31 protein-coding genes and 1 pseudogene are annotated in these 25,160 nt (G+C 48.3%); 8 read left to right on the plus strand and 24 right to left on the minus strand.

Going from position 1 to position 25,160, the window contains the following annotated elements; translation table 11 throughout:
* Positions 1–13 precede the first annotated feature (13 nt).
* The 22 genes and pseudogenes from ACMGG1_RS13805 to ACMGG1_RS13910 form a co-directional block, all read right to left on the minus strand.
* Positions 14–340: a head decoration protein gene (locus tag ACMGG1_RS13805; protein ID WP_122078790.1), complete on the minus strand. Its 327-nt coding sequence runs from the start codon at positions 338–340 to the stop codon at positions 14–16.
* Positions 337–1,638, minus strand: a complete 1,302-nt coding sequence (locus tag ACMGG1_RS13810) for a S49 family peptidase (RefSeq protein ID WP_238387447.1) — start codon at positions 1,636–1,638, stop codon at positions 337–339. The genes ACMGG1_RS13805 and ACMGG1_RS13810 overlap by 4 nt, the downstream gene beginning before the upstream one ends.
* Positions 1,639–1,657: 19 nt before the next feature.
* Positions 1,658–3,259, minus strand: coding sequence for a phage portal protein (locus ACMGG1_RS13815; RefSeq protein ID WP_017892532.1), 1,602 nt, complete (start codon positions 3,257–3,259; stop codon positions 1,658–1,660).
* Positions 3,256–3,462 carry a phage head-tail joining protein gene (locus ACMGG1_RS13820; protein WP_414160750.1) on the minus strand — a complete coding sequence of 69 codons (207 nt, stop codon included), beginning with the start codon at positions 3,460–3,462 and terminating at the stop codon, positions 3,256–3,258. Before ACMGG1_RS13820 ends, ACMGG1_RS13815 begins: the two co-directional genes overlap by 4 nt.
* Position 3,463: 1 nt before the next feature.
* Complete coding sequence (locus ACMGG1_RS13825; RefSeq protein WP_414160751.1) at positions 3,464–5,389, minus strand: phage terminase large subunit family protein; 1,926 nt, start codon at positions 5,387–5,389, stop codon at positions 3,464–3,466.
* Complete coding sequence (locus tag ACMGG1_RS13830) at positions 5,364–5,918, minus strand: terminase small subunit (protein WP_122078345.1); 555 nt, start codon at positions 5,916–5,918, stop codon at positions 5,364–5,366. Before ACMGG1_RS13830 ends, ACMGG1_RS13825 begins: the two co-directional genes overlap by 26 nt.
* Positions 5,919–6,287: 369 nt before the next feature.
* Positions 6,288–6,713: a hypothetical protein gene (locus ACMGG1_RS13835; protein ID WP_414160752.1), complete on the minus strand. Its 426-nt coding sequence runs from the start codon at positions 6,711–6,713 to the stop codon at positions 6,288–6,290.
* Positions 6,714–6,982: 269 nt separating this feature from the next.
* Positions 6,983–7,441, minus strand: coding sequence for a hypothetical protein (locus ACMGG1_RS13840; RefSeq protein ID WP_156033804.1), 459 nt, complete (start codon positions 7,439–7,441; stop codon positions 6,983–6,985).
* A 60-nt stretch (positions 7,442–7,501) separates the two neighbouring features.
* The gene (locus ACMGG1_RS13845) at positions 7,502–7,918 is read right to left on the minus strand and encodes a lysis protein (protein ID WP_231478957.1); all 417 of its coding nucleotides are present in this window, start codon (positions 7,916–7,918) and stop codon (positions 7,502–7,504) included.
* Positions 7,919–7,950: 32 nt separating this feature from the next.
* Positions 7,951–8,391: a lysozyme gene (locus ACMGG1_RS13850; protein WP_414160753.1), complete on the minus strand. Its 441-nt coding sequence runs from the start codon at positions 8,389–8,391 to the stop codon at positions 7,951–7,953.
* Positions 8,378–8,779 (minus strand): phage holin family protein, encoded by a 402-nt coding sequence (locus ACMGG1_RS13855; RefSeq protein WP_414160754.1) that lies wholly within the window; start codon positions 8,777–8,779, stop codon positions 8,378–8,380. Before ACMGG1_RS13855 ends, ACMGG1_RS13850 begins: the two co-directional genes overlap by 14 nt.
* A gap of 79 nt (positions 8,780–8,858) precedes the next feature.
* Complete coding sequence (locus ACMGG1_RS13860) at positions 8,859–9,212, minus strand: hypothetical protein (RefSeq protein WP_414160755.1); 354 nt, start codon at positions 9,210–9,212, stop codon at positions 8,859–8,861.
* A 1,299-nt stretch (positions 9,213–10,511) separates the two neighbouring features.
* The gene (locus tag ACMGG1_RS13865) at positions 10,512–10,685 is read right to left on the minus strand and encodes a hypothetical protein (protein WP_162838024.1); all 174 of its coding nucleotides are present in this window, start codon (positions 10,683–10,685) and stop codon (positions 10,512–10,514) included.
* Between the two features lie 184 nt (positions 10,686–10,869).
* A complete protein-coding gene (locus ACMGG1_RS13870) occupies positions 10,870–11,406 on the minus strand; it encodes a hypothetical protein (protein WP_414160756.1) in 537 nt (178 codons plus the stop codon).
* Between the two features lie 135 nt (positions 11,407–11,541).
* Complete coding sequence (locus ACMGG1_RS13875; protein WP_234529367.1) at positions 11,542–11,970, minus strand: antiterminator Q family protein; 429 nt, start codon at positions 11,968–11,970, stop codon at positions 11,542–11,544.
* 52 nt (positions 11,971–12,022) lie between these two features.
* Positions 12,023–13,021 carry a DUF968 domain-containing protein gene (locus ACMGG1_RS13880; RefSeq protein ID WP_414160757.1) on the minus strand — a complete coding sequence of 333 codons (999 nt, stop codon included), beginning with the start codon at positions 13,019–13,021 and terminating at the stop codon, positions 12,023–12,025.
* Positions 13,018–13,389 carry a RusA family crossover junction endodeoxyribonuclease gene (locus tag ACMGG1_RS13885; RefSeq protein WP_414160758.1) on the minus strand — a complete coding sequence of 124 codons (372 nt, stop codon included), beginning with the start codon at positions 13,387–13,389 and terminating at the stop codon, positions 13,018–13,020. The genes ACMGG1_RS13880 and ACMGG1_RS13885 overlap by 4 nt, the downstream gene beginning before the upstream one ends.
* On the minus strand, positions 13,386–13,733 hold the full coding sequence (locus tag ACMGG1_RS13890; RefSeq protein WP_414160759.1) for a hypothetical protein: 348 nt from the start codon (positions 13,731–13,733) through the stop codon (positions 13,386–13,388). Before ACMGG1_RS13890 ends, ACMGG1_RS13885 begins: the two co-directional genes overlap by 4 nt.
* A complete protein-coding gene (locus ACMGG1_RS13895; RefSeq protein ID WP_414161466.1) occupies positions 13,730–14,248 on the minus strand; it encodes a hypothetical protein in 519 nt (172 codons plus the stop codon). The genes ACMGG1_RS13890 and ACMGG1_RS13895 overlap by 4 nt, the downstream gene beginning before the upstream one ends.
* Positions 14,249–14,260: 12 nt before the next feature.
* Positions 14,261–14,772: pseudogene (locus ACMGG1_RS13900) on the minus strand (helix-turn-helix domain-containing protein); the annotation flags it as partial.
* Positions 14,773–14,970: 198 nt separating this feature from the next.
* Entirely contained in the window at positions 14,971–15,504 is a 534-nt protein-coding gene (locus tag ACMGG1_RS13905) for a YmfL family putative regulatory protein (protein WP_414160760.1), read from the minus strand.
* Positions 15,505–15,531: 27 nt separating this feature from the next.
* Complete coding sequence (locus ACMGG1_RS13910) at positions 15,532–15,759, minus strand: helix-turn-helix domain-containing protein (protein WP_259188812.1); 228 nt, start codon at positions 15,757–15,759, stop codon at positions 15,532–15,534.
* Positions 15,760–15,865: 106 nt separating this feature from the next.
* Here ACMGG1_RS13910 and ACMGG1_RS13915 point away from each other — a divergent pair, with 106 nt between their 5' ends.
* The 8 genes from ACMGG1_RS13915 (at position 15,866) to ACMGG1_RS13950 (ending at position 23,220) form a co-directional block, all read left to right on the plus strand.
* Positions 15,866–16,516 carry a LexA family protein gene (locus ACMGG1_RS13915; RefSeq protein ID WP_259188810.1) on the plus strand — a complete coding sequence of 217 codons (651 nt, stop codon included), beginning with the start codon at positions 15,866–15,868 and terminating at the stop codon, positions 16,514–16,516.
* Positions 16,517–17,543: 1,027 nt separating this feature from the next.
* Complete coding sequence (locus ACMGG1_RS13920; protein WP_414160761.1) at positions 17,544–18,176, plus strand: 3'-5' exonuclease; 633 nt, start codon at positions 17,544–17,546, stop codon at positions 18,174–18,176.
* Positions 18,170–19,033 carry a DNA cytosine methyltransferase gene (locus tag ACMGG1_RS13925; RefSeq protein WP_414161452.1) on the plus strand — a complete coding sequence of 288 codons (864 nt, stop codon included), beginning with the start codon at positions 18,170–18,172 and terminating at the stop codon, positions 19,031–19,033. Before ACMGG1_RS13920 ends, ACMGG1_RS13925 begins: the two co-directional genes overlap by 7 nt.
* Positions 19,020–19,385 (plus strand): hypothetical protein, encoded by a 366-nt coding sequence (locus tag ACMGG1_RS13930; RefSeq protein WP_060659625.1) that lies wholly within the window; start codon positions 19,020–19,022, stop codon positions 19,383–19,385. The genes ACMGG1_RS13925 and ACMGG1_RS13930 overlap by 14 nt, the downstream gene beginning before the upstream one ends.
* A gap of 36 nt (positions 19,386–19,421) precedes the next feature.
* Positions 19,422–19,658: an excisionase gene (locus tag ACMGG1_RS13935; RefSeq protein ID WP_414160762.1), complete on the plus strand. Its 237-nt coding sequence runs from the start codon at positions 19,422–19,424 to the stop codon at positions 19,656–19,658.
* Positions 19,648–20,775, plus strand: a complete 1,128-nt coding sequence (locus ACMGG1_RS13940; RefSeq protein WP_414160763.1) for a site-specific integrase — start codon at positions 19,648–19,650, stop codon at positions 20,773–20,775. Before ACMGG1_RS13935 ends, ACMGG1_RS13940 begins: the two co-directional genes overlap by 11 nt.
* A 270-nt stretch (positions 20,776–21,045) precedes the next feature.
* On the plus strand, positions 21,046–22,197 hold the full coding sequence (locus ACMGG1_RS13945; protein WP_414160764.1) for a PIN domain-containing protein: 1,152 nt from the start codon (positions 21,046–21,048) through the stop codon (positions 22,195–22,197).
* Positions 22,198–22,260: 63 nt separating this feature from the next.
* Positions 22,261–23,220 (plus strand): hypothetical protein, encoded by a 960-nt coding sequence (locus ACMGG1_RS13950; RefSeq protein ID WP_414160765.1) that lies wholly within the window; start codon positions 22,261–22,263, stop codon positions 23,218–23,220.
* A gap of 372 nt (positions 23,221–23,592) precedes the next feature.
* Here the strand turns inward: ACMGG1_RS13950 and ACMGG1_RS13955 are convergent, their stop codons facing one another.
* Together ACMGG1_RS13955 and ACMGG1_RS13960 are read right to left on the minus strand one after the other, a co-directional pair.
* On the minus strand, positions 23,593–23,946 hold the full coding sequence (locus ACMGG1_RS13955) for a nucleotide pyrophosphohydrolase (protein ID WP_414160766.1): 354 nt from the start codon (positions 23,944–23,946) through the stop codon (positions 23,593–23,595).
* Positions 23,927–24,784 (minus strand): HNH endonuclease, encoded by an 858-nt coding sequence (locus ACMGG1_RS13960; RefSeq protein ID WP_414160767.1) that lies wholly within the window; start codon positions 24,782–24,784, stop codon positions 23,927–23,929. Before ACMGG1_RS13960 ends, ACMGG1_RS13955 begins: the two co-directional genes overlap by 20 nt.
* Positions 24,785–25,160 lie beyond the last annotated feature (376 nt).

Below are 25,160 nucleotides of genomic sequence, written 5' to 3' on the forward strand. Positions count from 1 at the left end.
GGGGGAAACCGTCTTAAGCAACGCTGATGGCGGTACCGATAAACGCATTTTGTTTTAACTGTTCGGTCACACCGTCAGGCCAGGCGATAGCCTCAATAGCAAACGTCCCCGACTTGTAATAGGTCAGCAAGGGTGCGATACCATCATGTGCTAGCGCCAACACGGCGACAGCCGTTCCTGCCGCTGCGCCATCCCAGGCCACCAGTAAACCGCCTTCGGCCGCAAGCATCAGAGGCGTCAGTGCCAGAGTTGCCTTGGTCAGCCCACTGCTGGCCTTTGCGGTGTGTGCCGTATCGCTGCCGGCAAAAACTCGATGATCATTACGCTGTTCTACGGTCATGCATTTTCCCCTTGCGTTAAGAATGACGCTAAACGCGATACCCCGTCTTGCGCCTTGTTTTCACCGCTCCCCTGGCCCAGCGCTTCGGGAGAATCAGCCATCAGGCGATCAAGTCCCGTTTCAGTCCGGGCCTGAGCGCTTTCCGGCATACTGGCAAGAATGCGCTGGGCATTTTCTACCGTCATGCCTGGCGTAGCTGCCAGGGCACGCGCAGAGACGCCCCGGCCTTTGGCCTCATCACAATCTAAAATCCCCATGATGCGGGCATTTTCGGCCTGAATGGCATCATTAACGGCCGCTGTTACACTTCCTGCGGGCTGAGCCGCTGCCGGATCCGCTGCCGTTTGTGCTGTGGCCACTTCCGACCCGGTTGGCGTATCCGCTACGGTTTGGGTTTGATTTACTGACATTTGGCCTCCTATAGACCGGGTTACTTTTGAGTGACTGATAGCCTCACGCATGACCGCTAACGCATCGGTGTTGATAACCAACTCATCAGACAGACCTGCGTCTATCGATTCCTGGCCGGTATACACGGCCGCTTCGGTATCGAGCACCGCCTGAACGGAAATACCGGTATAGCCCGATACTTTTTCCGCAAAGGATTGTCGGATCGCGTTCATTTTTGCCTGAAATGTTGCCCGGACCTCCTTTGGCAAGGCTTCCCAGGGGTTCCCGTCCACCTTGTGAGCACCAGCAAAAATCAGGGTGATATCGACGCCGGCTTGTTCCAGATTGCCGGCGTAATTACTGTGGGCCATCAGCACCCCGATAGAGCCGGCTTTGGCCGTTTGCGTGACCAGGCGCCGAGAGCACGCGCTGGCCAGCAACTGGCCGGCGCTGCAGTTCATATCGTTGGCCAATGACCAGATCGGCTTTTGACTACGCAGACGGGCGATAATATCGGCCGCATCAAATCCGCCGGCGACCATCCCTCCCGGGGTGTCCATATCGAGCAAAATCCCGTCAACGTCGGGATCGTTAATTGCCGCTGTTACCCTGGAAACAATCCCGTTGTAGCCGGTCATGCCAGAATACGGACGCAAAGCGGCGGACTTACTGACCAACGTCCCCGATATCGGGACAATGGCGATCCGACCCTGGATGTCATAGCCGTTATCCGAGATAGTCACGCGTTCGGGACCATAGGACGCGGCTAATTCGGTCATTTGCGGCGGTGATAAGACCGTGTTTGTTGTGCCATCAATCAGGCGCCCCACGCCCAGCTCGTTACCCAACGCGCAAAAGAAAACCCGCGCGTAGGCGGGTTCTAATAAAAGCGGCTCATTGAGTGCCATGCTAGCGATATGGGGTAAGTTACGCGCTTGATCCACGCTGACCTCCCTCGTTTTGTGTTGAGTTCTGCAGCTGAGCCTGAAAAGCTGCAGCCACCCACGCAGGCTGTGTTAAGCCAGCTGCCTTGCGTTCTTCTGCCTCCCGCACCTGCTGGCGGAAAATCTCCTGATAGTCTTCGCCCAGCTTGCCGCATTCTTTTTCAAAGGTACTTAACCCCGCCTCAATCAGCATGACCGACTCCTGCACCTCTTTCAGGCCATCAATGGCCATGCGGCCGGCGCCGATCCATTCTGAATTACTCCAGGCACATCGCGCCTCACTGAATGAGAAACGTGCGCGGGATGGCATTTTTACCACCCCACGGATCAATGCTTCCTCCAACCAGCAGGAAAACATCATGCTCGCCTGGCGTGACGCAATAAACTTGCGGCGACCAAGGAAGTAACGCCAGGATTCGTTAGCCGATGCCCGGGCACTGGAATAACTCACCTGCGAATAATCACGAGAAAGCTGCTCGTAGGACACGCCCAGGCCGGCAGCGATGTATCTCAGTAACGACTGTTCAAAGACTGAATAGCCGTTATCCGCGTTCTGCGCGGTTTTCAGTTCCAGTTTGTCCCCTGGGAACAGGTGCGGGACTTTCGCGCCGCCAAACTTCACTTGCGCGGCCTGGTAATAAATCAGGTATTGCTCCAGGAATTTATTCATCGGGGGTTCCTGGCCTTTCACGTTCCCTGCCCCCAGGATGTAATCAAACGCCTTTTCTGTATCCAGCTCAGATTCAATGGTTGCGGCATACATCGCCTTAACAATCGCACTCTGCAGCTGCGTATTCTGCAGCGTATCGAGCATCTTCATTTGCTCCATCACGCTGTAGAACCGGTTGGCCCCACGCGTCTGGCCATCCTCCAGGGGTTCAAAAATGTGGATCATCGCCGGCCGACCATTTGCCAGCTCACGGGGCACGTAGGAAACGCGGCGGGTGCCCCAGCTCGGATAGCTGTCATCCACCACGTTGTAACCAATGGCGGCACCATATTTGTCCAGCGAAACACCGGCGCGCTGCGTTTTGCTGTCGAGCACTCCGGGCGCATTTCGGATACGTTTGGGGCTGACCATTTTAAACTGTGTGCGAAACAGCCGATGCGGAGCACGATCCCAGCAAGGCTGGGTAAAGACTTCCCCGTTAAAAGCGTGCATGGCCACGCCTTCACGGATCATCATCGTAAAGGTTCGTTTGCGCTCCACGTCCAGGCAACAATCAGGGTCCTCTGCGTACTCTCGCCAGGCCGCCTCTATCTCGTCAGAAAACGCCCGGGATTCTTCCTCCGCGATGCCGAGATATCGCCAGTTTGGCCGATAGCTAAGGCGAAAGAATGAACCGACGATATGATCCTGGTGCAACTGCACACCATTGGCTGCGTAGCCGTTATTTCGTACCAGGTCATCCGCCCGGGCGTTCCCCCGTTCAAATTGCGGCAGTAATGCGGCGTCTACGCTTTGTGAAGACGGTTGCCAGCCGGCAATTTGGCCACCAAAGCCCACACCGCCACCGGTATAACCGGCGTATTCACGCAGCGGCGTCGCGCCATCCGGGCCAAGTAAAGTTTGATTTTTATTCATACCCCGAACCCCGCCGGACCTCGGCGACGACTGGCTAACCCCAGTTGAATCTCTAAATCAGCGATATAGGCGCGCAGCTCGTTTAACGTGGCGGAGGTGAATGTCACGGCGCGCCCGTCTTTTTGAATCGATGCCACACGTTTACCCGTTAGCAGTTCGTGTAAGGCTTTTCGGGCTTCTTCCAATTGTGCCAGTGTCGCCACGTTATCCTCCCAATTGAGCCGCCAGGGCGGCCAAGTCATTATTATTTCTGGCCTGCTGGCCGGACGGTGATTGTTGGCGGCTGGCCAGTAACACATCCAAATCCAGCTGCCAGCGCGAAACGCTGATACGCAAAGCCGCCAGGGCATAAACAAAACAGTCGAGGGCCTCGTTTCGGCGTTTTTTGGCGTCCCAGAGCAATTTAATTTTCCCTTTCTCATATTTTTCTATGAGTTCCTCTGCCGTCATCTGCTCGGCTTCGGCCAGGTAGAAAACCGCCGGATTATTCGGGTAGTGGATAAGCCCAGGAACGGGGGAGCCATCAGCGGAACGTTCTAGTTTGTAGCGGCTGTAAATGACTTCTTTGGCAACGTCTGTGCCGATTTCTGTCAGAAAAACGCCATGACTGTTTTTCTTTCGCGGCATGTTGGCCACAGGCTTCCCATAAACGCTGGCGCCCTTGATCGGTATTACCCGGAAGAGGCCCAGCTTTTTCGAACGGTTATAAACAATCGCCGGATCGATACCGCCAGAGTCCCAGCAAACGCGGCCAATGGTCATGATCGTGCCGTCGGCCAGCTGATACTGTTTGTTGATGGCCTCATCAACACGCAGCAACGTTTCCTCTTCATCGTGCCGACCCATGATAATCACGCGGTCGATCAGGAAGGCTTCTTCTTCCGGCGCCCAGCCCCAAACACGCATTTCGTAACGGTCGAGCTGGGAGTCAATGCCGGCAGTGAGGTAAACCACACGTTCAGGCACTTCTGCCCGGTAGTGTTCGGCCAGCTCGAGCAGGGATTCAGGTAACGGCCGCTCCCCCACTTCCTCGGCCCAGGTTTCGCCAAGCGTCGTGTTGGTGAACGTTTTCAGCTTGCCCGGGTCGCCCTTCGTCTTTCTAAAGTCCTTAACGATTTGCGCCCAGGTGGTAAACGAGCTGTAAGCGGTCCAGATGTGAAAGGATACTGATTCAGGTGGATCAACCTCCTGCCCCGTCGATTCGAACCAGCGGAGGCCATCAGACGTGTAAAGGCCCGTGTTTTCACAGATATAACGCGCATCACTAAAATTAAGTTCCTGCTGGCGTATCACGCAGGCGTTATGCTCACAGAGATAAAAAACCGTCTTCGGCTTCCCTGATTCCCACTTAAAACCGTATGGCGTTTCACGATCGCCGAACTTTAAAAACTGTTCCTCGCCGCAATGTGGGCATTTCACATGAAAACGCATCAAATGCCCGGATTCACTGGCAGCGCGTTCTATCTGGCATATGCCCCGGATTTTCGGTGTAGATCCGCGTATCGACTTTGGCCACACTGAGCCTTCTATGCGCTTATCGCCCAGGAACGTCGGCGAACCCTCTTTCTCCACATCCTCATCAAAGGCGGCCAGTTCGTCATAGCCAACATAATCGACCGATTTTTCACGGTAGTTTTTTGCCGCTTTACCTCCCAGGCACCAGAAACCCCGACCGTTCGAAAAACGCTTCATCGAGAGCGTGTTATCGCGGTGTTTTTTTCCGTACCAGGGCGCCATTGCTAAGAGACTGGGAACGTCGCGGATCGTCGGTTCGACGTGCGACTTCATAAAATTTTCAGCGTCGCCATCCGTCGGCTGCCACAACAACCCGTTTCGCTGTTTGTGCTGAATAAAATACGCCACGACGGCCAGCAACATTTTTGAATAGCCGACGCGCGCCGACTTAATCAGGTTTACCTCCCGGATGTCATCGCTCCCCATTGCGTTCATGATCGCAACCTGAAACGGCATCGTTTCCCAGCGCCCCTCTTGATAGGAGGATTCTTTGGGGAGGTAATAAAATTCGTTAGCCCATTCGACCGCCGTCATAGGAACGGGGCGGAATAGCGAACGCAGCCCGGCGGCAACCCAATAACGCAGCCGATCAATCCGTTTGTTCGATATACTCATTCAGCAACCCCGGAAGAATTTCATCCAGCGCAGCCGCTTTATTCATGGCTTTCACCACATCCCGCTTTAAAAATTCGATATGCCGATTTTCCAGTTCAGGAAAGCGCCGCTGCATTGAGAGAGGAATGCCGTCAAGAATGCCGGCAATCTCCCCCGCAACCTTTGACAGGACAAACATGCAGAAGCCGGTTTCCACTACCTCGGCGGAGTCTTTAGCATTCTTTAATTCTTGGCCGTCGGCCTGAGCGCGGGTTAAACGGTAGCGCTCATAATCGATAGTGCCGGGCTGCAAGGCCTCATCCCCGCTTTGCTGCAGGGCGTCCAGCTCTTTACGCAATATCTCGTTTTCTAGCGAGGCCTCGCGGTCGGCGTACCAGGTAATAACGTCCTTTGTCGAATAGGTATTTTCCCCGCCTTTACCGCCGTTCCCCTCGCCGGCCACTACCGGCATTCCTTGCGATTGCCATGTGGTGATCGTGCGCGTTGAAACTTCGAAGAGATCCGCCAGTTGCGCCTTTGTTACATTCATAAATCCCCCCCCGCCCCTTTTTATTAACACTTCTTTAACCGGGAAGTGATTTCCCGAAAATCGAGAGGATCTCGATAGGATCACTTCCCGCTCTGGCTATAGGTGAATTAAGTAAAAACAATGCGTTAGGTGTTAAGTGAGAAGGAAGTAGGATCCGCGTCCAAAAAGCTCATAAATAGCGACTTTTCGCGCGTCTCCCGCCCCTCGGTGTTTTGAACGCCAGGAAGGACCCACAATGATAGGAATCATTATCACTTTTCAATCCATCGCTCCCGGAATGGGGATGATGGCCTTGGTTAACGTGCATTACGCAGCGTCCGTTTAGGCACTCTGTGATAGGCAATAAAAAACCCGCCGTAGCGGGTTCTGTTATTTTGATAAATTAGGTCCAACACTGCAAAACCACTTCATATACAACATTTCGCCACTTCTTGTGGGTAATTGCATTGATACATAGCCAGTGTCACGGTCAGCTATGACTTCCGCCCCCCAGTCCTCATGGATAAAGATCTTTCCACCTCTATCGGTAAACCCCTCTTTACCATAACGCTGCACATTCCAACCATCTATCTCGATAGAAGCAAATGTGCCATCTATCTTGCGAAGCCAACCTGAATTTAGGCTTCCGATTGGTTTGCTATCTGAGAAGTTGATATTTCTCTCAAGAAGCTTGCAGTGTAGTCGTCTCTTTTCTGTGTAATTAACCGGATCATCACTTGACGCAAAACTGGTATTTGCTATGAGCAGCATAGTGAACGAAGGGATGACATACTTGGAAAATTTTTTAAGAATCATTTAAATAATCACTAATAATAACAATATGAATTACAACTATTTCAAATCTACTTCTTACCGTTGGTTTCAGCCATTTGCAGATATACCGGCGCGGATCTGGTAGGTAGCCTTTTGCTCACATCACGGTAGGTTGTGTGACATGAGATCCTCTCATCGAGGAGGATAACACACCATCACTAAACAGAATCGGAAAGCAACTGTATGATGGGCAAAAAAACCACAGAAGCGGGGGTTCTCTTTGCACTTGCGATAAATGTTTGAAGTGGCGTTCAGCACCTTAAAATAGCTATCGAATCACGCAAAGCCGTATCCATGACATCAATAATTATATTGATATTTTCCTTGAACCAATCCGTATCCATAATGGTAAATGGATATTCTGGGCAAACCTCTTTCAAAATAAACAATTGAGAATCATATACTTCCTCACCTTCGAATCCATGGAGTATAGCCTTCGCCATTAATGCGCTAGTTTGGAAGTCTTTTGCGGTGAACCCATATGAATTGGAAACCTGATCTGTTATTGCAGATAACAACCTAGGCCCACTTAACCCTGCATGAAGAAGAGATGCAATAATGATGCTACAACTCATTAGCTGTAGAGGCTTTTCATTCACGTCAAAATCTTTCGTTACAGCCCTAAAGGAGGTGTTCATAGCAGCACACCAGTGGGCAGTGTACTGCCTCACTTGAGCAGCAGCCTTACCGCGCTTAATAAATTTAAACACAACATAGACCTGAATAACTAAAATATAGCTGCTTAATATAGCATTCAGTAGGTTTACTTGTCACTTCACGCAGATGTTGTTGATGTAGTCCTGTAGCCCGGCTATTTGGCTGCGTGCGGTTTCGATTCTCTCTCTGAGAGTGAAATAATCCCGTTCAGCGGAGTCAGCAAGTCTGGGCCAGGTTGCATCAACCATGCTGCCGGAGGTGGAAGAGTCGGCCGGTTTACAGATTGCTTTGAGTTGCAGCCACTTAGTACGATGGGCAACATCATGCTGCAGAGCAACAATTTTACTTTTGGCATCTGCTAATTCCTTGGTGTGATGAGTGTCGATAGCACTAGCGCGGATTTGTAAGTCGGATTGAATACGGAGGCTTTGAGTTAGTTGGCTGTTAGCTGATTGCAGGGTGGCTCGTTCATGGCGCAACCCTTGGTTTGCATATGCGAAATAAGCCATTAGGCCGAGCACAAGCAACATTACAGCCATCTGCCATTGTGGTAGTGGCCACTTCATGACAGGAAAAGCACACGCTCTGCTTCCCGACGCTCAACCAGACCATTCAACCGTATGCCTCCGGCATTTACCCACTTACCAAACTCATTAGAAGCGCCCTGCTTGTCACTTGCATTTAGTTTTCTAAGCAGCGTCGAGGTGCTCAACGAACGTAATCCGAGGTTATAAGCAAAGCTCACCAGCGCATCGAACTGGCCCTGAGTGATTTTCACCTTCACTAATTGATTAACGCCCTGCTCATACTGAACAACGCCGCATTTCAACAACCGATTTGCAGTTGCTTGGTCAATCACCATGTCGGGACCAATCTTCTTTCCATCTACCGGCTGAGTCCAGCCATAGCCAATTGTCCAGACACCAACCGAGTCTTGATAAGCTTTCAGCTCTAAACCCTCGAAGCGCTTAATCAGCTCAATACCTGTTTTACTTATCTGCATCACTAACTCCCTTCCTATTCAAGCCGCTGATGCGCTGCAATAGTGAAATAGCCGCCTCTCGGATTACCCTGGCACCGATAACTCCCAGCACTGAGAACACAAACAGTTCGATTTTCATCGTCTCGGTTTTGGATAGCACGTCACCCATGCCCGGTAACATCTCAATGGACCGAACCAATAGCGGGGATAGGACTGGGACCGTAGTTACTGCAATTAAGCCGGTTAGTAATGCATCCACCAAGGCTGTGCGGATTTTGCCGCCGTAGAAAAGGACGCGACCAAATGCCAAGGCTGATGTAATCACCATGCCGTTTATCCAGTTGGCATTGTTCGAATAGAGGTTTGCCAACCAACTAAGGAGGGCATTGTCATTGTGGGGCATTTTCATACCTCCCCCTTCCGGGGTTCTGTCCCGGTACCGGGTGATGAAAAAAATCCCGACATAAGCCGGGATTGATTTATTTTGGTTATGCCGGTTGCGAAACCGGAATATGTTGAGTAATTACTTGGTCGGCGTAACTTTCTAGCAAGTAAAATGGATACTTGAATTCCCACGAGTCTCCTGCTGCTGATACCGTCGGAGCACCTACACCAGAAAAACAACGCCCCTCGACAGAGATTGCCAGCGAGTATGCAGGTACGGTGTTCAGTACCTCATCGAATTCGGTACCTGGTTCCATTGGCACAGACATGCGGCCAAGGTATTTGTTCAGCAGGACAGCATTTTCAAACTGGCCAGCGACTTCAACCTTAGTAAGAGCCTTAGCTTGCTCTGGGGTCAAAGTAATGTCGTTGTTTTCGCTAATAATCAGATGTGCCATGTGAGGCTCCTTGTTATTGATACTGTATCCATATACAGCACATGAACATTATCAATTTAGAAGCTAAGCATCACATGGTGTCCGTTGTCTCAAAGGTCGCACAACTCAGAATAGTAATTATAGAAAACAAGTTTCAGCCATCAGCCGTAAACTCGTAGGCAATATGGGTATGCCAAGTGTGTGTCGATGTTAACTGGGGTTGGAATGTAAAAACCCTGGTGATTAGCCAGGGCTTTTTGGGGGTTGTGGCGGCCGGTGCTTGTCTTCGGCTTGTCTCGGAGGACTGCAATTCACCACAACGAAAAGAGCACTATTGCTATGCCAATGGCCCGTTGAAGAACTCAAGCACTCTTTCCGTTGCGCTCCGTTTTGTGCAGCGTCTCATCGAGGGAGGTACTCTCATAATCCGGGGGGATTAGATAACGAGTATCAGATGAGTACCTCCGTCTGATGAGTAGCATTCATAAGAAATATGACAACATTATTACTCTATTCAATCACATACTAGTGCATATGAACACCCGTAAGATTGACTAAAAACACACTGGAATTACGTTGTCTACTCGGTATAACGCCGAATTACAGAATTTTCTTACTTTTTGGGAAATTGGTTTGCCCGCTTAAAAACATTGTTGTAGTGTCGCCAAAAGACGACACACACGGCACCTCATCGTCTACATAAAAATCCTGTAGCTATCATCCTTTCAACCCGCCGCTGTGCGGGTTTTTTTATGAGGTTTATCTCAAAGTGGCATGAGAGGTCTCTTTTAAACTTGCCTCAAATCAAGAATAATCCTAATTTGAAATTGTCATTAAGGGTAAGCAATCCCTCATGACCTCCTTGTAACACTTAAAACACCGGAATGGCTTCTCATGCCCGCACTCGCGGGCTTTTTAATCGAAAAGTCATTCTGCGCTATCAAGGAAAATCGAACCAATAGAGTTCGCATTTACACCAAATTTTGTATCGGGGAACGGACCATGAACAATGACTTGGCGGCAGCAATCGCCATAGGGAGCGTCTTGTTGTTTAATCTTCTTATTGGCCCACCTACAACAATCAGTCCGCTATTACCATAACAAGAGGCCCTTCTGGGCCTTTTTGCTTTATGTGGTTCAGCCACCAGCCGTAAACGAGTCGGCGATACGGGGTGTGCCAGGTGTGTGTCGGATGTTGGCTGGGGCTGAAATGAAAAAGCCCCGACGGTTAAGTCAGGGCTTCGGTGTCTGAAAATTTGTGGCGTTCATTAAAAAAGAAACCCGCCGAATGGCGGGTTACAAAAAGTGCCTGCGAAAAGCTTAAGCTACTGCTTTTCTGCTACGAGGACGGCCCTGTTGCTCGCTACATTGAGCTTTGTGCTCAAAAGCGTTTGGGGCAGCCTTCATTAGAATTTCAACAGCAGCGCCCATTCTCGCAAATGCGCTTTTTGTGTCGAACTTAACTTCAGTTTTGGCTACTTTTTGCTCTTTCATATAAACCCCTTATGAGTCCCAACATGGTTCTCATTAAGAAACATTCTAGCATCTCTGCTAAAAACCCCCAACTTTGCAGTTTCGTAAAATCGTCTACCGCTGCGTTTTTCAGTAGTGCTCTACTGTCGGGAGGCTCATCCTATCATTTTGACAATTTGCGTCTACTGTTTTCGTGCTAAAAAATTTAAGCACCTTCGGTGAGTTTTTCAAAAGCACCCTCCAACGTACCGACTTCAGCAATCATGACATAGCCACATTCTGTCATCGTGAAACCAAAGCTATTGTAGTAATCGACAAGTTCACGTACTGGTTCAACAATCTGAACCCCTTCAGCTTCGACGGCCATACAGAACAGGTATGCTGCCATTAATGTCAAAAGTACCATCCGGCCTTTTAACGGGTGGCCATTATCATCCCGAACAAAGCTTTCTATCATGTGAATACGGAAAATTTTATCGTTTATTCCATAAACACACAAACCGACACCAGATGGAACAGCTTCGACCACATCTTTAACCAACTTGATGCAGAACTCAAAGTGGTTTGGGTCGTTTCCGTAATCACACAAACCAACATCCCACTCTAACTCACCAAAACCACCAGCTAGGATCCGGTAGTCTTGATCTGAAATCGGCCCAACAGCTAACTTCAACTGTTGTGAATCGATAATCAGTTGAAGATTGTTCCTTACCGATTGGCCGATCTCATCCAAAGAAAGCATGCTGTGTTCCGTGATCTTCAATATTAGTAATATGGTGTCATTTTACACTTTTTCAAACTTTCATCACTCAATAAAACCTCGCAAACACGAGGTTTATTAAAGTTGATAAGCTACGTGACTGCGTAACCACTCTTATCAGACTAAAACACAATTTGCGGACCGCGTTAGATGTTTTTCATAAATATTTTCACGCTCGGTTTCCGGGTCCATCTCAAGCCGTATGTCCAGCATGGACAGGCAACCTTCAATGAAGTTTTCCCCCATCTGCAGCCCTATCCGGATCAGCTTCTCGTCCTTCTTAAATGACCTGGCTATCGCTCGTTTCTGTATGTTGAAGATGTAGTGCAGCACGACCAGCTGATACTCATCAGGCCGCCGGCGCTTTAACTGAGCCATGCAACCCTCAATGACAAGTCCGTCATCATCGCAGCATGACAGGCGTGATTTACCTGTTTGCGGGATAAGCCCCTTAAACCCTGCAGCGATTGGAGAGTAATCCACTCCGCTGTTATCACCTGACGCCCAACCGCCCCACCGCTCTAAAACTGCCTGAATGTCTCTCATGTTTTAATCTCCAGGCGTCTGGCCCGCATGCCAGCTCGCCTATACTCCACACTTATGAAATGGCACCGATCGATAACGAATGGTCAATGAACCTGAACCACACCTCTATCTGAGTGCCGTACTCTTCTTCCCACCGTGACATGTCACGATGCAATTCATCGTGATGCTTCCGGCATAGTGGGATGGTAAAAAAATCATGTGCCTTGGTGGCCATGCCGCCTTGCCCGTGGCCGATGATGTGGTGTGGGTCGTCGGACGGGTTGCCACAGCACGCGCACGGCTGAGACTTAACCCAGCGAGTAAACTTTTCGCTCGTCCATCGTTCACGCTTAGGGACCTTGAATAATGCCTTTGGCGGCTCCGGATCGATTACCAACACCTTTGCAGCCTTCTTGGCTATCTCCGCTATCTGTTGGGTAGGTGACAAACTGGGGGTAATGTCAGCCTCTCTTCGGTGCCCGGTTGGGATGGTGCGCGGCTTAATGCGTAACGAGGCGGCTGCTACATCATCCGGGATCAGATCAATGACCCCATTCACCCAAGCCCACCAGCACAGTTCCGGCAAGGTCAGTTGGTGGCTCTCATCAAACATGAAGTGAATTCTGGCCCGGTACACCACGAAGTCAGCAATATTTTGCTCTGCTATGGCTGATAGCTCATCCATAGTCTTATCACGGTACATATGCGAATGGTGCCAGCACAGACGAATAGCACCGGCGCCATAACGCATGGTCTCCATGTTCTTGTCGTGATAATCGTCCTCGGCACACTTCCACTGGCATTCGTTACGGCGATCAAGCCAACTCTCCAGGCTGTTAATGCCACCAGCGGCAGCAAGAACATGCTCATGCTGAAAGAATGGGCGGAAACGCGGATCACTGGCTAACTGCTGCTTAACCGCCGGCAGCGCACCTGACGGCATTTCACGAAACTCAGCCGGTACCGTGGCCACCATCACCCTATCGCCGAACATCGTCATCAAGTCATTGCCTGGCTTTAAGATGACCTGCCCCAGTTCGCGGACAACGATCGGCTTCAGTATCCCTCTCATGCCAGCACCTCGCTGATCCGTATTTCTACCTTGCCGCCCTTGATTACCGGCCCCCACTTGGCATCGATATGTTTAATTTGGCTGTCATCGAGCCACACACCAGCCTGCGTCATAGCGTCAAACAATGCCTTGAAGAAGTTATCCAAATCCCGACGGGCATTTGTTGGCGGGTAGAACACCACCACTACGGATATTTCAGCGCTGATTGGCTTCGGCCGGCGGCGCAGTTGTTCCATCACCTGGGCGATCGCTTCTGCCTGAAATGCCCTGCCGCGCTCACTGACCAAAGTACGTCCACGGGATGATCCCTTGTTCGGTGAACGCCAGTAACCGTTGACGCTTGGTGGGAATGGCAACGTTAATTTCATTCTGGCTGCTCCTCTACGGCTACCAGGCGGTAGAAATAAACCAGCTTGCCCGTGTCCGGATCCTTCAACGTGCATTTTTCCTTCACCAGCCCATGCAGTTTGGGGTCAACTTCACGCAGCCGGGCACTAATCGCCGCCTGGGTGTCAGCTACGAAAAACATCATGAAAACGGTTCTTTCCAAATCGCGTAACGTCATCCACTTGGCGCCGGCCGCGGCCTGAATAACTCGCCCCATCTGGTTTTCTGGGTTGTCCTTCAGCATGCCTGCGAGGATTAATCGGCGGATGCCGCTGTTAACGCGATCGCTTTCGAACACGTCCACTGGAATCGTTAATTTTTTCATGATGCCAACCTCGCTAAGTCGTTCTCGCTTGCCTTGGTGACCGCTTGAGCCCAAATACCTACGAATGCCCGACGTGCGTCGTAATCACTCATGCGGCCCAATGACCCGGCCATTTCTTTCGCCAGGCGCTCTACCTCGTTTTGTGGCTTACGACGCTGAGAGATCAGGCGGGTGTAAGCGTTGTCTCGCGCAGCGTTGTCAAACTTCTGAACTTTTGGCAGGTCGTTAGCCCGCTCCTCTTTCACGCTCAGGTAGCACGCCTCGGTGATCAGGTAGTCGAAGTCCTTTTTGCGCCAGGTCTTGCCTGTGTTGGTGTCTGCTCGGTCTTCCAGCATCCAACGGCATTTTTTAGCGATGTAGCGGAGGTAAGCGCCCCATTTCTCTTCGGTCAGGTCGTATTCTTTCCAGAGTTTGCGCAGCACCTTACGGCGGCTATCAGTGATTTTGATAACCTTGGGCAATTCCGGCAGCGTGGTGTGGAATGCTTCGAGAACAACCTGATAATCGATTTTCAACGAATCGGCGGGTTGCGGGTCGGCTGGCGTAGCCGGTTGACCAACAGGTTTTATTACTGATGGATCTTGTTTTGAATTTACTGACGGATCCCCCCAGATTCTGGCGGGTGAGAACTGCCTTTTTTCGTGTTTTCTGAACGGTCGGATTCTGAACGTTCAGATTCTGACATGTCAGATTTTGAATGGTCAGATTCTGACGTGTCAGAAACTGGACGGTGAGACTCGACGCTTAAAGCCGCTGCTTTCAGCTTTGGCACATTCAGGGTGTAAATATTGCTGTCGTTGCGCTGCCCTCTGCGGCGTTCCTTGCGTGTCAGCCATCCATCACTTTCAAGTTCGCCGATCGCAGTGGTGACCGTACTCCGGCCAGCACCGATCTCTCGGGCAATTTTCTCAATCCCCGGATAGCAGATCCCCTCATCGTTCGAGAAATCAGCCAGACGAAGCATTACGAGCAGTTTGGTACCCTTTACACCGTGTGCAGCGCAACCGTCCCAGACGTAACTTGAGACTTTCACGCTCATAGGGCAGCTCCTGGCGCCGGCAGTGCCAAATATTTGCAGCGGGCCACAACTTCCTGTAGCGCGCTGTGGGTGACAGGTAACCAACCGCCCGGTATTCTCATCACATAACGCAGCGGCATTAGCGGTTTGGCGCAGCTTGAAGCCACACAACGAAATTGCCCACGCAAACGAGATTCTGTTAATCTGTTCATGCGTTAATTACTCCACACGTTTAATTGATGCACTCGACGCCCGGGACCGCATATCCTGGGCGTCACCCTCTCCAAACATCATCACTGTCACGGCGTAGATTTCCGCCACCAGCGATTGGATCCGGTAACCCTTCGCTTTAAGCTTTTTACTCTCGTGGTTGTCGAGAACTCCATCGGCTGTGAACTCGTTATGTGCCTTGGCGAACAGACCCAGCGCTGACATCAGTTCGTTGAACTTGATAAGCAACTCTTCATTGTCCACCTGTTCGATTTCCGGCAGCTTCACGAATACGCCACCAGCGTGCTTACACATCGCCTCGGTGATATCGCTACGGCCTGAGATTGATTCCATTTCTACTGCCATACCCAAAGGCACCACCTGCCCTGATACTTGGCGGACGCGGTTACGCAGTGCGTTTTCAGTGCCGGCTACCGGATCCAACTCCTTCGCCATCGTGCTGTACTTGCCTGGGAACTGAGTGATCAGCTTGTGTATCGCTTCGCTGATGTCGTCCTGGGTAGGAAAGTCTTTGTTGTCCACGAGACTTCTCCGCTTCTGTGGTTTTGGTTATGCCGCTGGGGCGGTAATATTTTTCTCGGGGGGAAATACATCATCGAGAAAACACTCGGCCCCTAAGTTGTTCAGTGCGGAAATGATGATTCGGCAGTCCTTAAGTCCAGGGGTCCTAATGCCAATTTCATAATTGGCGATTCGGGACTTACCCATCCGGCAAGCTTCCGCAAGTTGGGATTGAGTTATGCCGAGCTTATTCCGCTGTTCAGCGATATTGTTCATGTAAGCTCCTTTGTAATTACGAAGCCCCATTAGACACAATATGTGATTAACAGTCAATGACAATACGTGAGCGGATTGTGACCACGGTATGTGGTAAAAAGGATGGATGAAAACATTGTCTGAAATCATTGGCGAACGCCTGAAGGCGCTGCGCGAAGCTAAGAAGTTGAGCCAGGCCGATCTAGCGAAGCTTATCGGTTGGTCTTCTGCTTCCAGGATTGGAAATTACGAGCTAGGTGCTCGTAAGATCAGTGCGGATGATGCAATTATATTAGCTTCATCATTGGGCGTTAGCCCTGCAGAGTTGTTGTTTGGTGACTCAGCACACCAATTGGCATCTCAGTTCCAATACCCTCTATATGCAAAAATCTCTGCTGGCGGGTTTAATGACGTTGGAAGCTATACAGAAAGAGATTCAGTTCGCCTCATTCCCACAACTGTTAAAGCAAGTGATGACGCTTTCTGGCTAATCGTCGATGGACACTCAATGACAGCCCCTCAAGGTGCAAAGCCAAGTTTCCCTGAGGGCATGTTAATCTTGGTTGACCCAAGCGAAGTTCTAAATATCAAGTCTGGGGATTTCTGCGTAGCTGGTCTGAACAATGACGAAGTAACTTTTAAGCAATTCTCGATTTATGGTGGTAAACCACAACTTGAGCCGCTAAACCAGCGCTATGACATCATCCCATTTGATGAAAACTGCAAGCTTATAGGTAAAGTTATAACTGCTCAGTGGCCAGAAGAAACCTTCCAATAACTCCATTCCCCTAAAACAAAGGCCGCTCATGCGGCTTTTTTTATTTCAAAATCAAACACAAAAATAAACACGACCAACCAATCACATTTAGTGATTGACTATTTACACACATTTTGTGACTATAGCTCCATCAACAGCGAACAGGCAGGACGCCCACGAAGTAGCCGCCCGAGGCACACGAAGATCGGGATGATTCGCTTACCAGGTTCACAGCAGAGGGTTACACGATGGCAAAAACAATCTTCGGCAAGGTAGTTTCTGGCGCAACCAATAAGGCTGGATGTTATGGCCGCTTCCATATCGGTCGCCGGTTATCAAGTACCGACATCACCTGCGCTAAACGCTACACCCCGAGCGCCCTGTCACCGAACGACATGAAATATGGGTGTTACTCAGTCGTCGCGTTCGGTTGAACTAACCAAGCGCTCTACGGGGCGCATCGAGGCAATCATGAGCTCACAAGGTTGGAAGGCATTGATCTATAGCGTTGTGTTCTGTGCCCCGTTTTGGTTGGTTGTTGGTTTTGTTGTAGTGGTGGCAGTCGCCGGGTGACCGGCGCACATCGGAATGCTCACTCGCCCGATTCCTTAAGTCTGGGGGCGGTGGAGAATCCTGAAACTCATGAGTGAGCAGCCCAATGTGGTTTAAGGCTGGAAACTTCGGGGGCGTTGTTTACCAGCCGCCACACCTAATGCGCCGCGCCGGCGGCACTGCAGCGAAAGCAAGCGCAGATATCCGGCAAGAATTTTGCTGTGTGTAGTGAAGTCTTTGCGGCTGCTCTGATTTGGGTTGGTGTCAGCCGCATTTTTTTCGCATATCAGGTGGCGTACTGTTCTGGGTTCCCTTATTCCTTTACACAGTATAAAGCCCCGGCGCGGTGCGCCACCTGATGTGTGAGTAATTAACCGGGAGCCAGCGCTATGCGGGCGTCTGGCCTCCCTTCTTAAAACCCGATTTTTCTCTCTGCGAAAAGTTGCCAATTCTGGCAGGGCTTCGCTTTGCCGAAAATCAGTGTGGAGTAATTAACATGATCAATACCATTACGATCGATACCGAAACGATGGATACCAAGCCAAGTGCAGTAATCCTTTCCATTGGGGCGTTTGCATTCGATATTTCTGACATTCGTCAGACACAGCAAAGCATTATCCAGGTAGCCCGTGATGCAGAGCTGGCTGATTACTCAAATACGGCCTTCTACTGTCTGGTAGATACTTTCGGTCAGTTAATGCAGGGCCGCAATGTAAGCGTCAAGACTCAGGCTTGGTGGCGTGAACAATCTGAAGATGCACATGAAGCTCTTGCGGGAGACCGAGAGCCAATTGGCCAAGGCCTCGCCCTGCTCTCTCATTGGATAAAAGCCCATCCAGATGCCCGGATATTCTTCCGTGGCACTGACTTCGATGGTTCTATCCTGGAGCATGCCTATAAAACTAACGGGATCGAATGCCCTTGGCATTGGGGTGGCAAGCGTGACGTACGCACTTATATCGACGCAATGACAAAGGGAAACCGTGGCTATCTACCTAAAACCCACCAGCCCTGCTTTGCGGTGGTTAAGCATAACTCGCTCCATGATGCGATGAACGATGCCGAGCAAATGGCCATTGCCTATCAACAAAATAGCTTCCAAATGGATGCCGAACTGAGGAAATCGTAGTGGCTTCTGCGTATTACAACGAAATTGATCCATACGCCGCTCAGTGGCTCCGTAATTTGATAGATGCTGGTCATATCGCGCCAGGGGATGTTGATGAGCGTTCAATCGAGGATGTGAAACCCGATGACTTACGAAACTACACTCAATGCCATTTCTTCGCCGGAATCGGAGTCTGGTCATATGCCTTGCGTAACGCCGGATGGCCTGACGATAAACCAGTCTGGACAGGTTCTTGTCCGTGCCAGCCTTTCAGCACGGCGGGCAAAGGCGATGGATTTGATGACGAGCGGCACCTATGGCCACATTTCCATTGGCTCATCAGCGAGTGCCGCCCTGAGCACGTCTTTGGCGAGCAAGTTGCAAGCGGCAACGCAAATGCTTGGTTCGACCTTGTACAAGCTGACCTGGAAGCTATGGGTTACGCCTTCGGGATTGTCCCGTTCCCGTCTGCGGGCATCGGCTCTCCGCACATCCGTGACCGCGCATACTGGGTGGCCAACCCCCACCACGAGGGACTGGAAGGACGGAAAAGAATGTCTGAATGTTCCACTGAACTCATTGCTGGGACGAGTGGCGTGGTTGGCAGCATGGCCAGCGAAGGCATTAGATGGGGAAAAGGCAACAAGGACTGCCTCCGGAGCAGAAACCCAAGCCAGACTAATGGTTTCTGGCGAGATGCTGACTGGCTCTTCTGCAGGGATGGAAAGTGGCGGCCAGTTAGACCCGGCTCATTCCCGTTGGTTAATGGGGCTACCGCAAGAGTGGGACGACTGCGCGCCTACGGCAATGCTATCAATGCGGAAGCTGCGCAAACCTTCATAAATGCATATATGGAGATCATCCATGGCGAAGACTAATGCAGAGCGTAAAGCAGCCCAACGCGAGCGCCAGCGACTGGCGGGTATTGTCCCTGTCGAAATCAAGCTAGATCAGCAAGAGGCTGAGATGTTACGAGAGAATTGTGCAGCTCGCCGGCCACAACGCGAGCCATACGACCTAGATGAATACATCACCATGCTGATCAGGAAGGATAACGCCGAATTAAAAAAGCAGCTGGCGGCACGGAATAAACGGTGCTGCGGTAAGTGCAAAGACAAACTACCAGGTGACCCAGCAGGTTGTTATTTCCTTGGTGATTCTGAGTGCTGGCAAACCTACGGGTGGCATGAAACCAAATTAACAGTGTGTGACATGTCACGATTGAATTAATGCCCGTATGCGGCGGGTGATGTGTGGAGGTACTTGATGCTACAGATGTTGACGCTTGAAGAATGGGCTGCGGAGCGATACCGCAGCAAACCACCCTCTCTAAATACCTTGCGGCGTTGCGCTAAAGAGGGCCACTTCGCCCCGCCCGCACGCAAGGAAGGTAAGTTATGGCGCGTGCGAGAAGATGCTGAGCTAGTTGGCCCACTCACTACTCCGGTCATTAAGCACAATGACAATCCGAAGCTCCGAAGGATATTGAACGATGGCAGCTAGACCACGTAAGAACAATGTTGATATTCCTAACCTGTATCCGCTATTTAGTCGTAAGGCCAATAAGGTCTACTGGCGATACCGGCATCCGGTTACAGGGAAGTACCATGCTCTTGGTGACAATGAGCAGGAAGCTCGTGAGATTGCGATCGAAGCCAATAGCCGACTAGCGGAGCAACGTAGCCGGCAGATCCTGGCACTAAGCGATCGAGTTGCTCAAATTAAGGGTAAAGATATAACTGTCAGTACTTGGCTCGACCGGTATTGGAAAATACAGGAAGAACGACTGAGCACCGGTGATATCAAGCCCAACACGTTTAAACAAAAACGTAAGCCTGTGAACCTTCTACGCCAAAAATTTGCAATGAAATCCTTGCCCGAGGTTGATGCCAGAGATATCGCTTCGTTGTTGGATGAGTACACCGACGCCGGACAGCCACGTATGGGCCAGGTTGTTCGCTCAGTGCTGATCGATGTATTCAAAGAGGCTCAGCATGTTGGTGAAGTTCCTCCGGGCTACAATCCCGCGCTCGCAACAAAGCAACCGCGCAGGAAGGTTACCAGGCAGCGTTTGAATTTAGAGGAATGGCAGAAGATCTTCGACATTGCTGATAAAAAGCATCGATACATGGGCAATGCGATGCTATTGGCCGTAGTTACAGGACAGCGTTTGGGTGATATTTCAGCAATGAAATTCAGCGATATCTGGGATGACCACTTACATGTTGTGCAGGAGAAAACTGGTGCAAAATTGGCATTACCTCTTTCCCTTCGTTGCGATGCTTTAAACACGAGCTTACGTGAGGTCATCTCGCGCTGCCGGGATTATGCTGTGAGCCAGCATCTTGTACATTACTTCCGTTCAACATCAATGGCCCAACGTGGTGCCAAAGTGCCAGGAAATACGTTGACAACCAACTTTAGCAAAGCTAGGAATAAAACTGATATTGATTGGGGGAACGGCGCACCGGCAACGTTTCATGAACAACGTTCACTTGCTGAAAGACTATATAAGTCCCAGGGAGTAAATACACAGATACTTCTGGGACACAAAACGCAGTCTCAGACTGACCGTTATCACGATGACAGAGGGAAGGAGTGGATAAAAGTGAGTTATTAGCTTGACATGGAAGTTTAATTATATGTTTTTATTGGTTTTTTGCTTTCTTGATTTGATATCCTTTGCATTCTAGGCACAATCAGTTCTGACCGCCAGCTCAGTTCCAGAAGAGAACGTCGTTAGTATCACAATCAACTAACACCTAGTAAGCAGTTTAAGATTTTCAATCTATTTTCTCGTCCAAAGCTGGACAAAGCTATTCATTTAGTGTGTTAATAACTATTGTTCAGTCATTTAAATTACATTACGAGAACAGGATTCATCATCAAAATGAGCGGGATTGAATTAGATTTTGGCGCCATCACAATCGATAACTCTACTTTTAAGTCAGAAGGGTATAAATTCTACGAAGGCCTACTAGCACAGATGAGGCAATTCAAAGAAAGCCCTGTCCAAGTAATACAAACAGATATAGTCCACAATGAAGCCATAAAGCATATTGCTCAAGAGATATCAAAGGCAAGAGCATCAATTAATCAAGCATTAAGAGCTGCAAACAAGCAATTGAAAATAAAAAGTAATGATATTGAAAAAGCTGAAAAAATCCTTTCCATAGAGGGGGCAGAGAAAGATATAGCATACGAAAGGCTAACTAAATATTATGAATATATCGGGGCGAATATAATAAAATCCGGGGAATATGCGGATTTAACAACATTAATGGATATGTATTTCTCAACTTTAGCCCCCTTTGAAACAGGAAAAGATAAAAAAAGTGAATTTCCAGATGCGATAGCGTTATTATCGATAGAGGCTTGGGCTGAGGAAAACGATTTAAATATAATTGCAGTTAGTCAAGATAACGGTTGGAAAGACTTTTCGGAACAAACAGATAGAATTACAGTTGTAAACTCTCTGGCTGAAGCGTTAGAGAAATTCCAACCTCATAATAAAGTAGCAAGTATTATTGCTCACATAAGAGAGGATTCTGTCTTCGATGCAGACAATCATATCCTTGAAGAAATAGAGAATGCCATCATTAACCAACTTGATGGAGCAGATATTTATGTAGAGGCTGACTCTTCGATGTCATTTGAATGGGATGACGTGTCGGCCACTTACATTTCTCACGAATTAGATAGCGATAAAGATGATTTAGTTAAAATTCGTGTTGTAAGAATTGAAGATGAATCTATCGTTCTCAAACTCGGAGCCACTGTAGAGGTGGAGGTTGAAGCTAGCTTTGACTTTTCAATAAGGGACTCGATAGACAATGACTATGTACAGATGGGAGGGAATACTTGCACAACTACGGAGAGCTTTCATACAGATATATTACTAACGCTTAGTGGTGATTTTTCGCAAGACTTTGATAAGATTGAAATAGTTAACATTGAGATCCTTGAAAGCCTTACTAGTGCATACTTTGGTGAGGTGGAACCTGATTGGCAAAGCCAACCTGATGAAGATGAATCATGGTGACACTTTAACTTTAAAATTATGTCATTATAGACAATTAGCTAAAAGAACAGAGGTTCAATTATAATGATAACAGATATCCCTACGAAAATTGATTTTTATACAATGGCTGATCATATGGTTAACGAAGCTTGGGAAAAAATTGCTGACTTAGCTTATGAACATAATAATGTAGACATATGGAATGGTTTTTACAAAGACTCTGAACATTTTTCAGAATCAGATTTTAGAAGTTTAGAGCATTACTGGATGTTTGCCCGCCCAAAATTAATCACAGCTTTTACATTGATACTTCAATCAGTAGAATTCAAATTAAAAGGGTGTATCGTTGAAATATCCCCTTACCTTCTTATCACTAATGCAACTCGTAATCCACCAAAGCCTGACAGAGAAGGAAATATATCATTTTCAGAATTTCACACTCTAGACGCTCAAGATTTAATTAAAGTACATGACACATTTTCACCTATACCATTACCTGAAGTCTTTTCCAACTGGTTTAAGAAAATGCGTACTCTGAGAAATAAGTTTATGCATACCGTTGATAAAAAGACTGACATTATGCCCGAGCTGATATTTACCTCAATAGTCTTTGCCCACAAACACCTCAATATTGGATCAGTACACTGGATATGGCATAGATATCAATATAGAGCTGCCCATGCTTCTGGTGGTGTTAACGTAGGTATTGAAGAAGATGAAAGTTTTTCAGGCGTAGTTTGGGCCATGCTTCAGACACATTATGAGTTTTCAGCCGTAATATCAGCATGCTCAAAAAAGTCAGTAAAGGAATTATTTGATTATACTAAAAATGATTTAGAAGGTAATAACCAAAAGAAAAGTTTTTATTGCAAAAAGTGTGTTTCAGTAATGGAGAGAGGCTGGAATTTTGATAGCAAGCACCTAGATGACGTATTAGAAACAGTTCAGTACAACCGAAAGCGAAATAGCTACATTTGTGCATTCTGTTTAGATGAGCAGACAACGAAACCTCTTGGGATATGGGAAGGCAGTGATGGGAAATAAAATAAGAAACACCCTTACCATTAAACAATTAAGTAATCGCTAATGTTGCATATGGGTTTTGTATAAAATAAATTCCCTCAGCTAAAATAGGATAATTAATTACTCCTACTTTTCGCCCATAGTATACCGATGCTACTGATAAATTTTTTGTGCCAGAAACGGAAAATTATATTTTTCAGGATAAAGGGCTAGTCATTTATATGACCTCATGCCGTTGGTGTGATGCCAATTAATGGAATCCAGCTCAAGGTGTTATAGTGGTTTTTCGTTTAATTCTCACAGAAAAGATACGATGGTAAACGGGTAATATAACAGGCCAGAGTCATACTAGGAAGCTCCTGTCATCAGAGCTTCTTTTCGGGCTGCCTTAGATTAAAGCGCTGTGTACTTTTTTGCAGAACCAAAGCAGGCTTCAACAGGATATTTCTTATTGTTCACTTCAAGTTTTCTATAAGCAGCCTCCAGGATATTGATATTCAATTTCCCCGAAAGCTGAAGAAGGTATAACAGAACGTCAGACATCTCTTCCTCAACCTGAATTAATTGTTCCGAACTGAGGTCCTTACTCTCTTCCTCCGTTAACCATTGGAATATTTCTATTAACTCGCTAGCTTCGACAGACAGTGCTATCGATAGATTCTTTGGAGAATGGAATTTATCCCAGCCTCTGGCTTTAGCAAAGTCAGCAACTATCTTCTGTAGGTCTTCAAGACTTTTGTTTTTCATAAATTTTCTTCAATTCATCAAGTGATAACCATGGACGTTTCCTATGAAGCATCCGATGACAATTTGCACAGACAATAGCAAGATCGTGAAGAGACGTTTCTTCGTTTTTATCCCGTAGACTTAAGGGCTCTTTGTGGTGACACTCAGCAAAACCTCGGCCCAACTCACCGTATATTTCCTCAAAATTCATTGAACAGATTTCGCACTCAAGTTTTCCGGCCTCGTTAAATATCAGATCTTTCTTCTGTTTAACAATTTTGGGATCTCTTTCCCGGGACTGGTGCAACCTCATAATAGGTTTACCTTCATAACCAAGTTCGACAACAGATGACTCTTCGTCAGCCTGATCATTGGCGTTATATGTAATGTCTTCCAGTAAATCTATCGAACTGGCTAGGGTAATAGAACCTTGGGTACAAGCCGAATAGCGCACCGCCTCAACGAATGCTTCATTGAAGAACTCTGTACCAAAATAAATATTTTCACCGAAATCCTGAACAATTTTGAAGTTAAAACGATGCGGATAAATCTCATCATCAGGCCAAACTTTAGTGGAAGATGTATAGAATCCCTCGGTTACTTGACCAATTATGATTTTTTGCACCAGCCCTCGGAAATTTTGTAGCTGCTCTTTCCCCACACGCGAGAATCCTGGAGGAGCTGCTCCCTCAGCCTTTAGCCAAGAAATAGAGTAAACAAAGGCAATCAGATCATCTTTCCTTATCTCTTGAACAGTTGCTTTCTTCGTCTCTTTAACTCCCCAAATGCCTTGATTCATACCAATGGGGAAGTTAATTCTTGAATGCGGTTTATCAGATATGTACACAACCCAAATCACGTTGTAGCCCTATAATATAATGATTTTTCTAATCTTAACGTCATGTGCGACAAGAATAAACACTAATACGCTGCGGTTATGAAGAACCTAATTATGACTGATAGACTTTACATGGTCGGCCGGTTAGCGCCCGTTACTTGCTAAAATGCTCGTCAGATTTGACTTGTGCAGTTACTGGTTTTGTTTAAAGCAAACAAGTAATTTGCGAACGGGACTACCCCATTCCTATGGTTTGGACTGAACTCACTCTTTAGATTGATGCACTCAAAAATGCCAAAATGGCCGAGTTTTGATAACTTATTTTGATAACGTTTTGATAACCGTTGCGGTTTGAATAATAAAAAACGGGAACCATCAGGCTCCCGTTATCATTTAA

The sequence above is a fragment of the Serratia sp. BNK-12 genome (assembly GCF_047456085.1).
GTDB lineage: Bacteria > Pseudomonadota > Gammaproteobacteria > Enterobacterales > Enterobacteriaceae > Serratia > Serratia liquefaciens.

Excerpts from the sequence above, each read along its gene's own strand:
- ACMGG1_RS13805 (WP_122078790.1), bottom strand. The coding sequence starts at position 340 with ATGACCGTAGAACAGCGTAATGATCATCGAGTTTTTGCCGGCAGCGAT.
- ACMGG1_RS13810 (WP_238387447.1), bottom strand. The coding sequence starts at position 1,638 with ATGGCACTCAATGAGCCGCTTTTATTAGAACCCGCCTACGCGCGGGTT.
- ACMGG1_RS13815 (WP_017892532.1), bottom strand. The coding sequence starts at position 3,259 with ATGAATAAAAATCAAACTTTACTTGGCCCGGATGGCGCGACGCCGCTG.
- ACMGG1_RS13825 (WP_414160751.1), bottom strand. The coding sequence starts at position 5,389 with ATGAGTATATCGAACAAACGGATTGATCGGCTGCGTTATTGGGTTGCC.
- ACMGG1_RS13830 (WP_122078345.1), bottom strand. The coding sequence starts at position 5,918 with ATGAATGTAACAAAGGCGCAACTGGCGGATCTCTTCGAAGTTTCAACG.
- ACMGG1_RS13835 (WP_414160752.1), bottom strand. The coding sequence starts at position 6,713 with ATGATTCTTAAAAAATTTTCCAAGTATGTCATCCCTTCGTTCACTATG.
- ACMGG1_RS13845 (WP_231478957.1), bottom strand. The coding sequence starts at position 7,918 with ATGTTGCTTGTGCTCGGCCTAATGGCTTATTTCGCATATGCAAACCAA.
- ACMGG1_RS13850 (WP_414160753.1), bottom strand. The coding sequence starts at position 8,391 with ATGCAGATAAGTAAAACAGGTATTGAGCTGATTAAGCGCTTCGAGGGT.
- ACMGG1_RS13855 (WP_414160754.1), bottom strand. The coding sequence starts at position 8,779 with ATGAAAATGCCCCACAATGACAATGCCCTCCTTAGTTGGTTGGCAAAC.
- ACMGG1_RS13860 (WP_414160755.1), bottom strand. The coding sequence starts at position 9,212 with ATGGCACATCTGATTATTAGCGAAAACAACGACATTACTTTGACCCCA.
- ACMGG1_RS13865 (WP_162838024.1), bottom strand. The coding sequence starts at position 10,685 with ATGAAAGAGCAAAAAGTAGCCAAAACTGAAGTTAAGTTCGACACAAAA.
- ACMGG1_RS13870 (WP_414160756.1), bottom strand. The coding sequence starts at position 11,406 with ATGCTTTCTTTGGATGAGATCGGCCAATCGGTAAGGAACAATCTTCAA.
- ACMGG1_RS13875 (WP_234529367.1), bottom strand. The coding sequence starts at position 11,970 with ATGAGAGACATTCAGGCAGTTTTAGAGCGGTGGGGCGGTTGGGCGTCA.
- ACMGG1_RS13880 (WP_414160757.1), bottom strand. The coding sequence starts at position 13,021 with ATGAGAGGGATACTGAAGCCGATCGTTGTCCGCGAACTGGGGCAGGTC.
- ACMGG1_RS13885 (WP_414160758.1), bottom strand. The coding sequence starts at position 13,389 with ATGAAATTAACGTTGCCATTCCCACCAAGCGTCAACGGTTACTGGCGT.
- ACMGG1_RS13890 (WP_414160759.1), bottom strand. The coding sequence starts at position 13,733 with ATGAAAAAATTAACGATTCCAGTGGACGTGTTCGAAAGCGATCGCGTT.
- ACMGG1_RS13910 (WP_259188812.1), bottom strand. The coding sequence starts at position 15,759 with ATGAACAATATCGCTGAACAGCGGAATAAGCTCGGCATAACTCAATCC.
- ACMGG1_RS13915 (WP_259188810.1), top strand. The coding sequence starts at position 15,866 with ATGAAAACATTGTCTGAAATCATTGGCGAACGCCTGAAGGCGCTGCGC.
- ACMGG1_RS13920 (WP_414160761.1), top strand. The coding sequence starts at position 17,544 with ATGATCAATACCATTACGATCGATACCGAAACGATGGATACCAAGCCA.
- ACMGG1_RS13930 (WP_060659625.1), top strand. The coding sequence starts at position 19,020 with ATGGCGAAGACTAATGCAGAGCGTAAAGCAGCCCAACGCGAGCGCCAG.
- ACMGG1_RS13935 (WP_414160762.1), top strand. The coding sequence starts at position 19,422 with ATGCTACAGATGTTGACGCTTGAAGAATGGGCTGCGGAGCGATACCGC.
- ACMGG1_RS13940 (WP_414160763.1), top strand. The coding sequence starts at position 19,648 with ATGGCAGCTAGACCACGTAAGAACAATGTTGATATTCCTAACCTGTAT.
- ACMGG1_RS13945 (WP_414160764.1), top strand. The coding sequence starts at position 21,046 with ATGAGCGGGATTGAATTAGATTTTGGCGCCATCACAATCGATAACTCT.
- ACMGG1_RS13950 (WP_414160765.1), top strand. The coding sequence starts at position 22,261 with ATGATAACAGATATCCCTACGAAAATTGATTTTTATACAATGGCTGAT.
- ACMGG1_RS13955 (WP_414160766.1), bottom strand. The coding sequence starts at position 23,946 with ATGAAAAACAAAAGTCTTGAAGACCTACAGAAGATAGTTGCTGACTTT.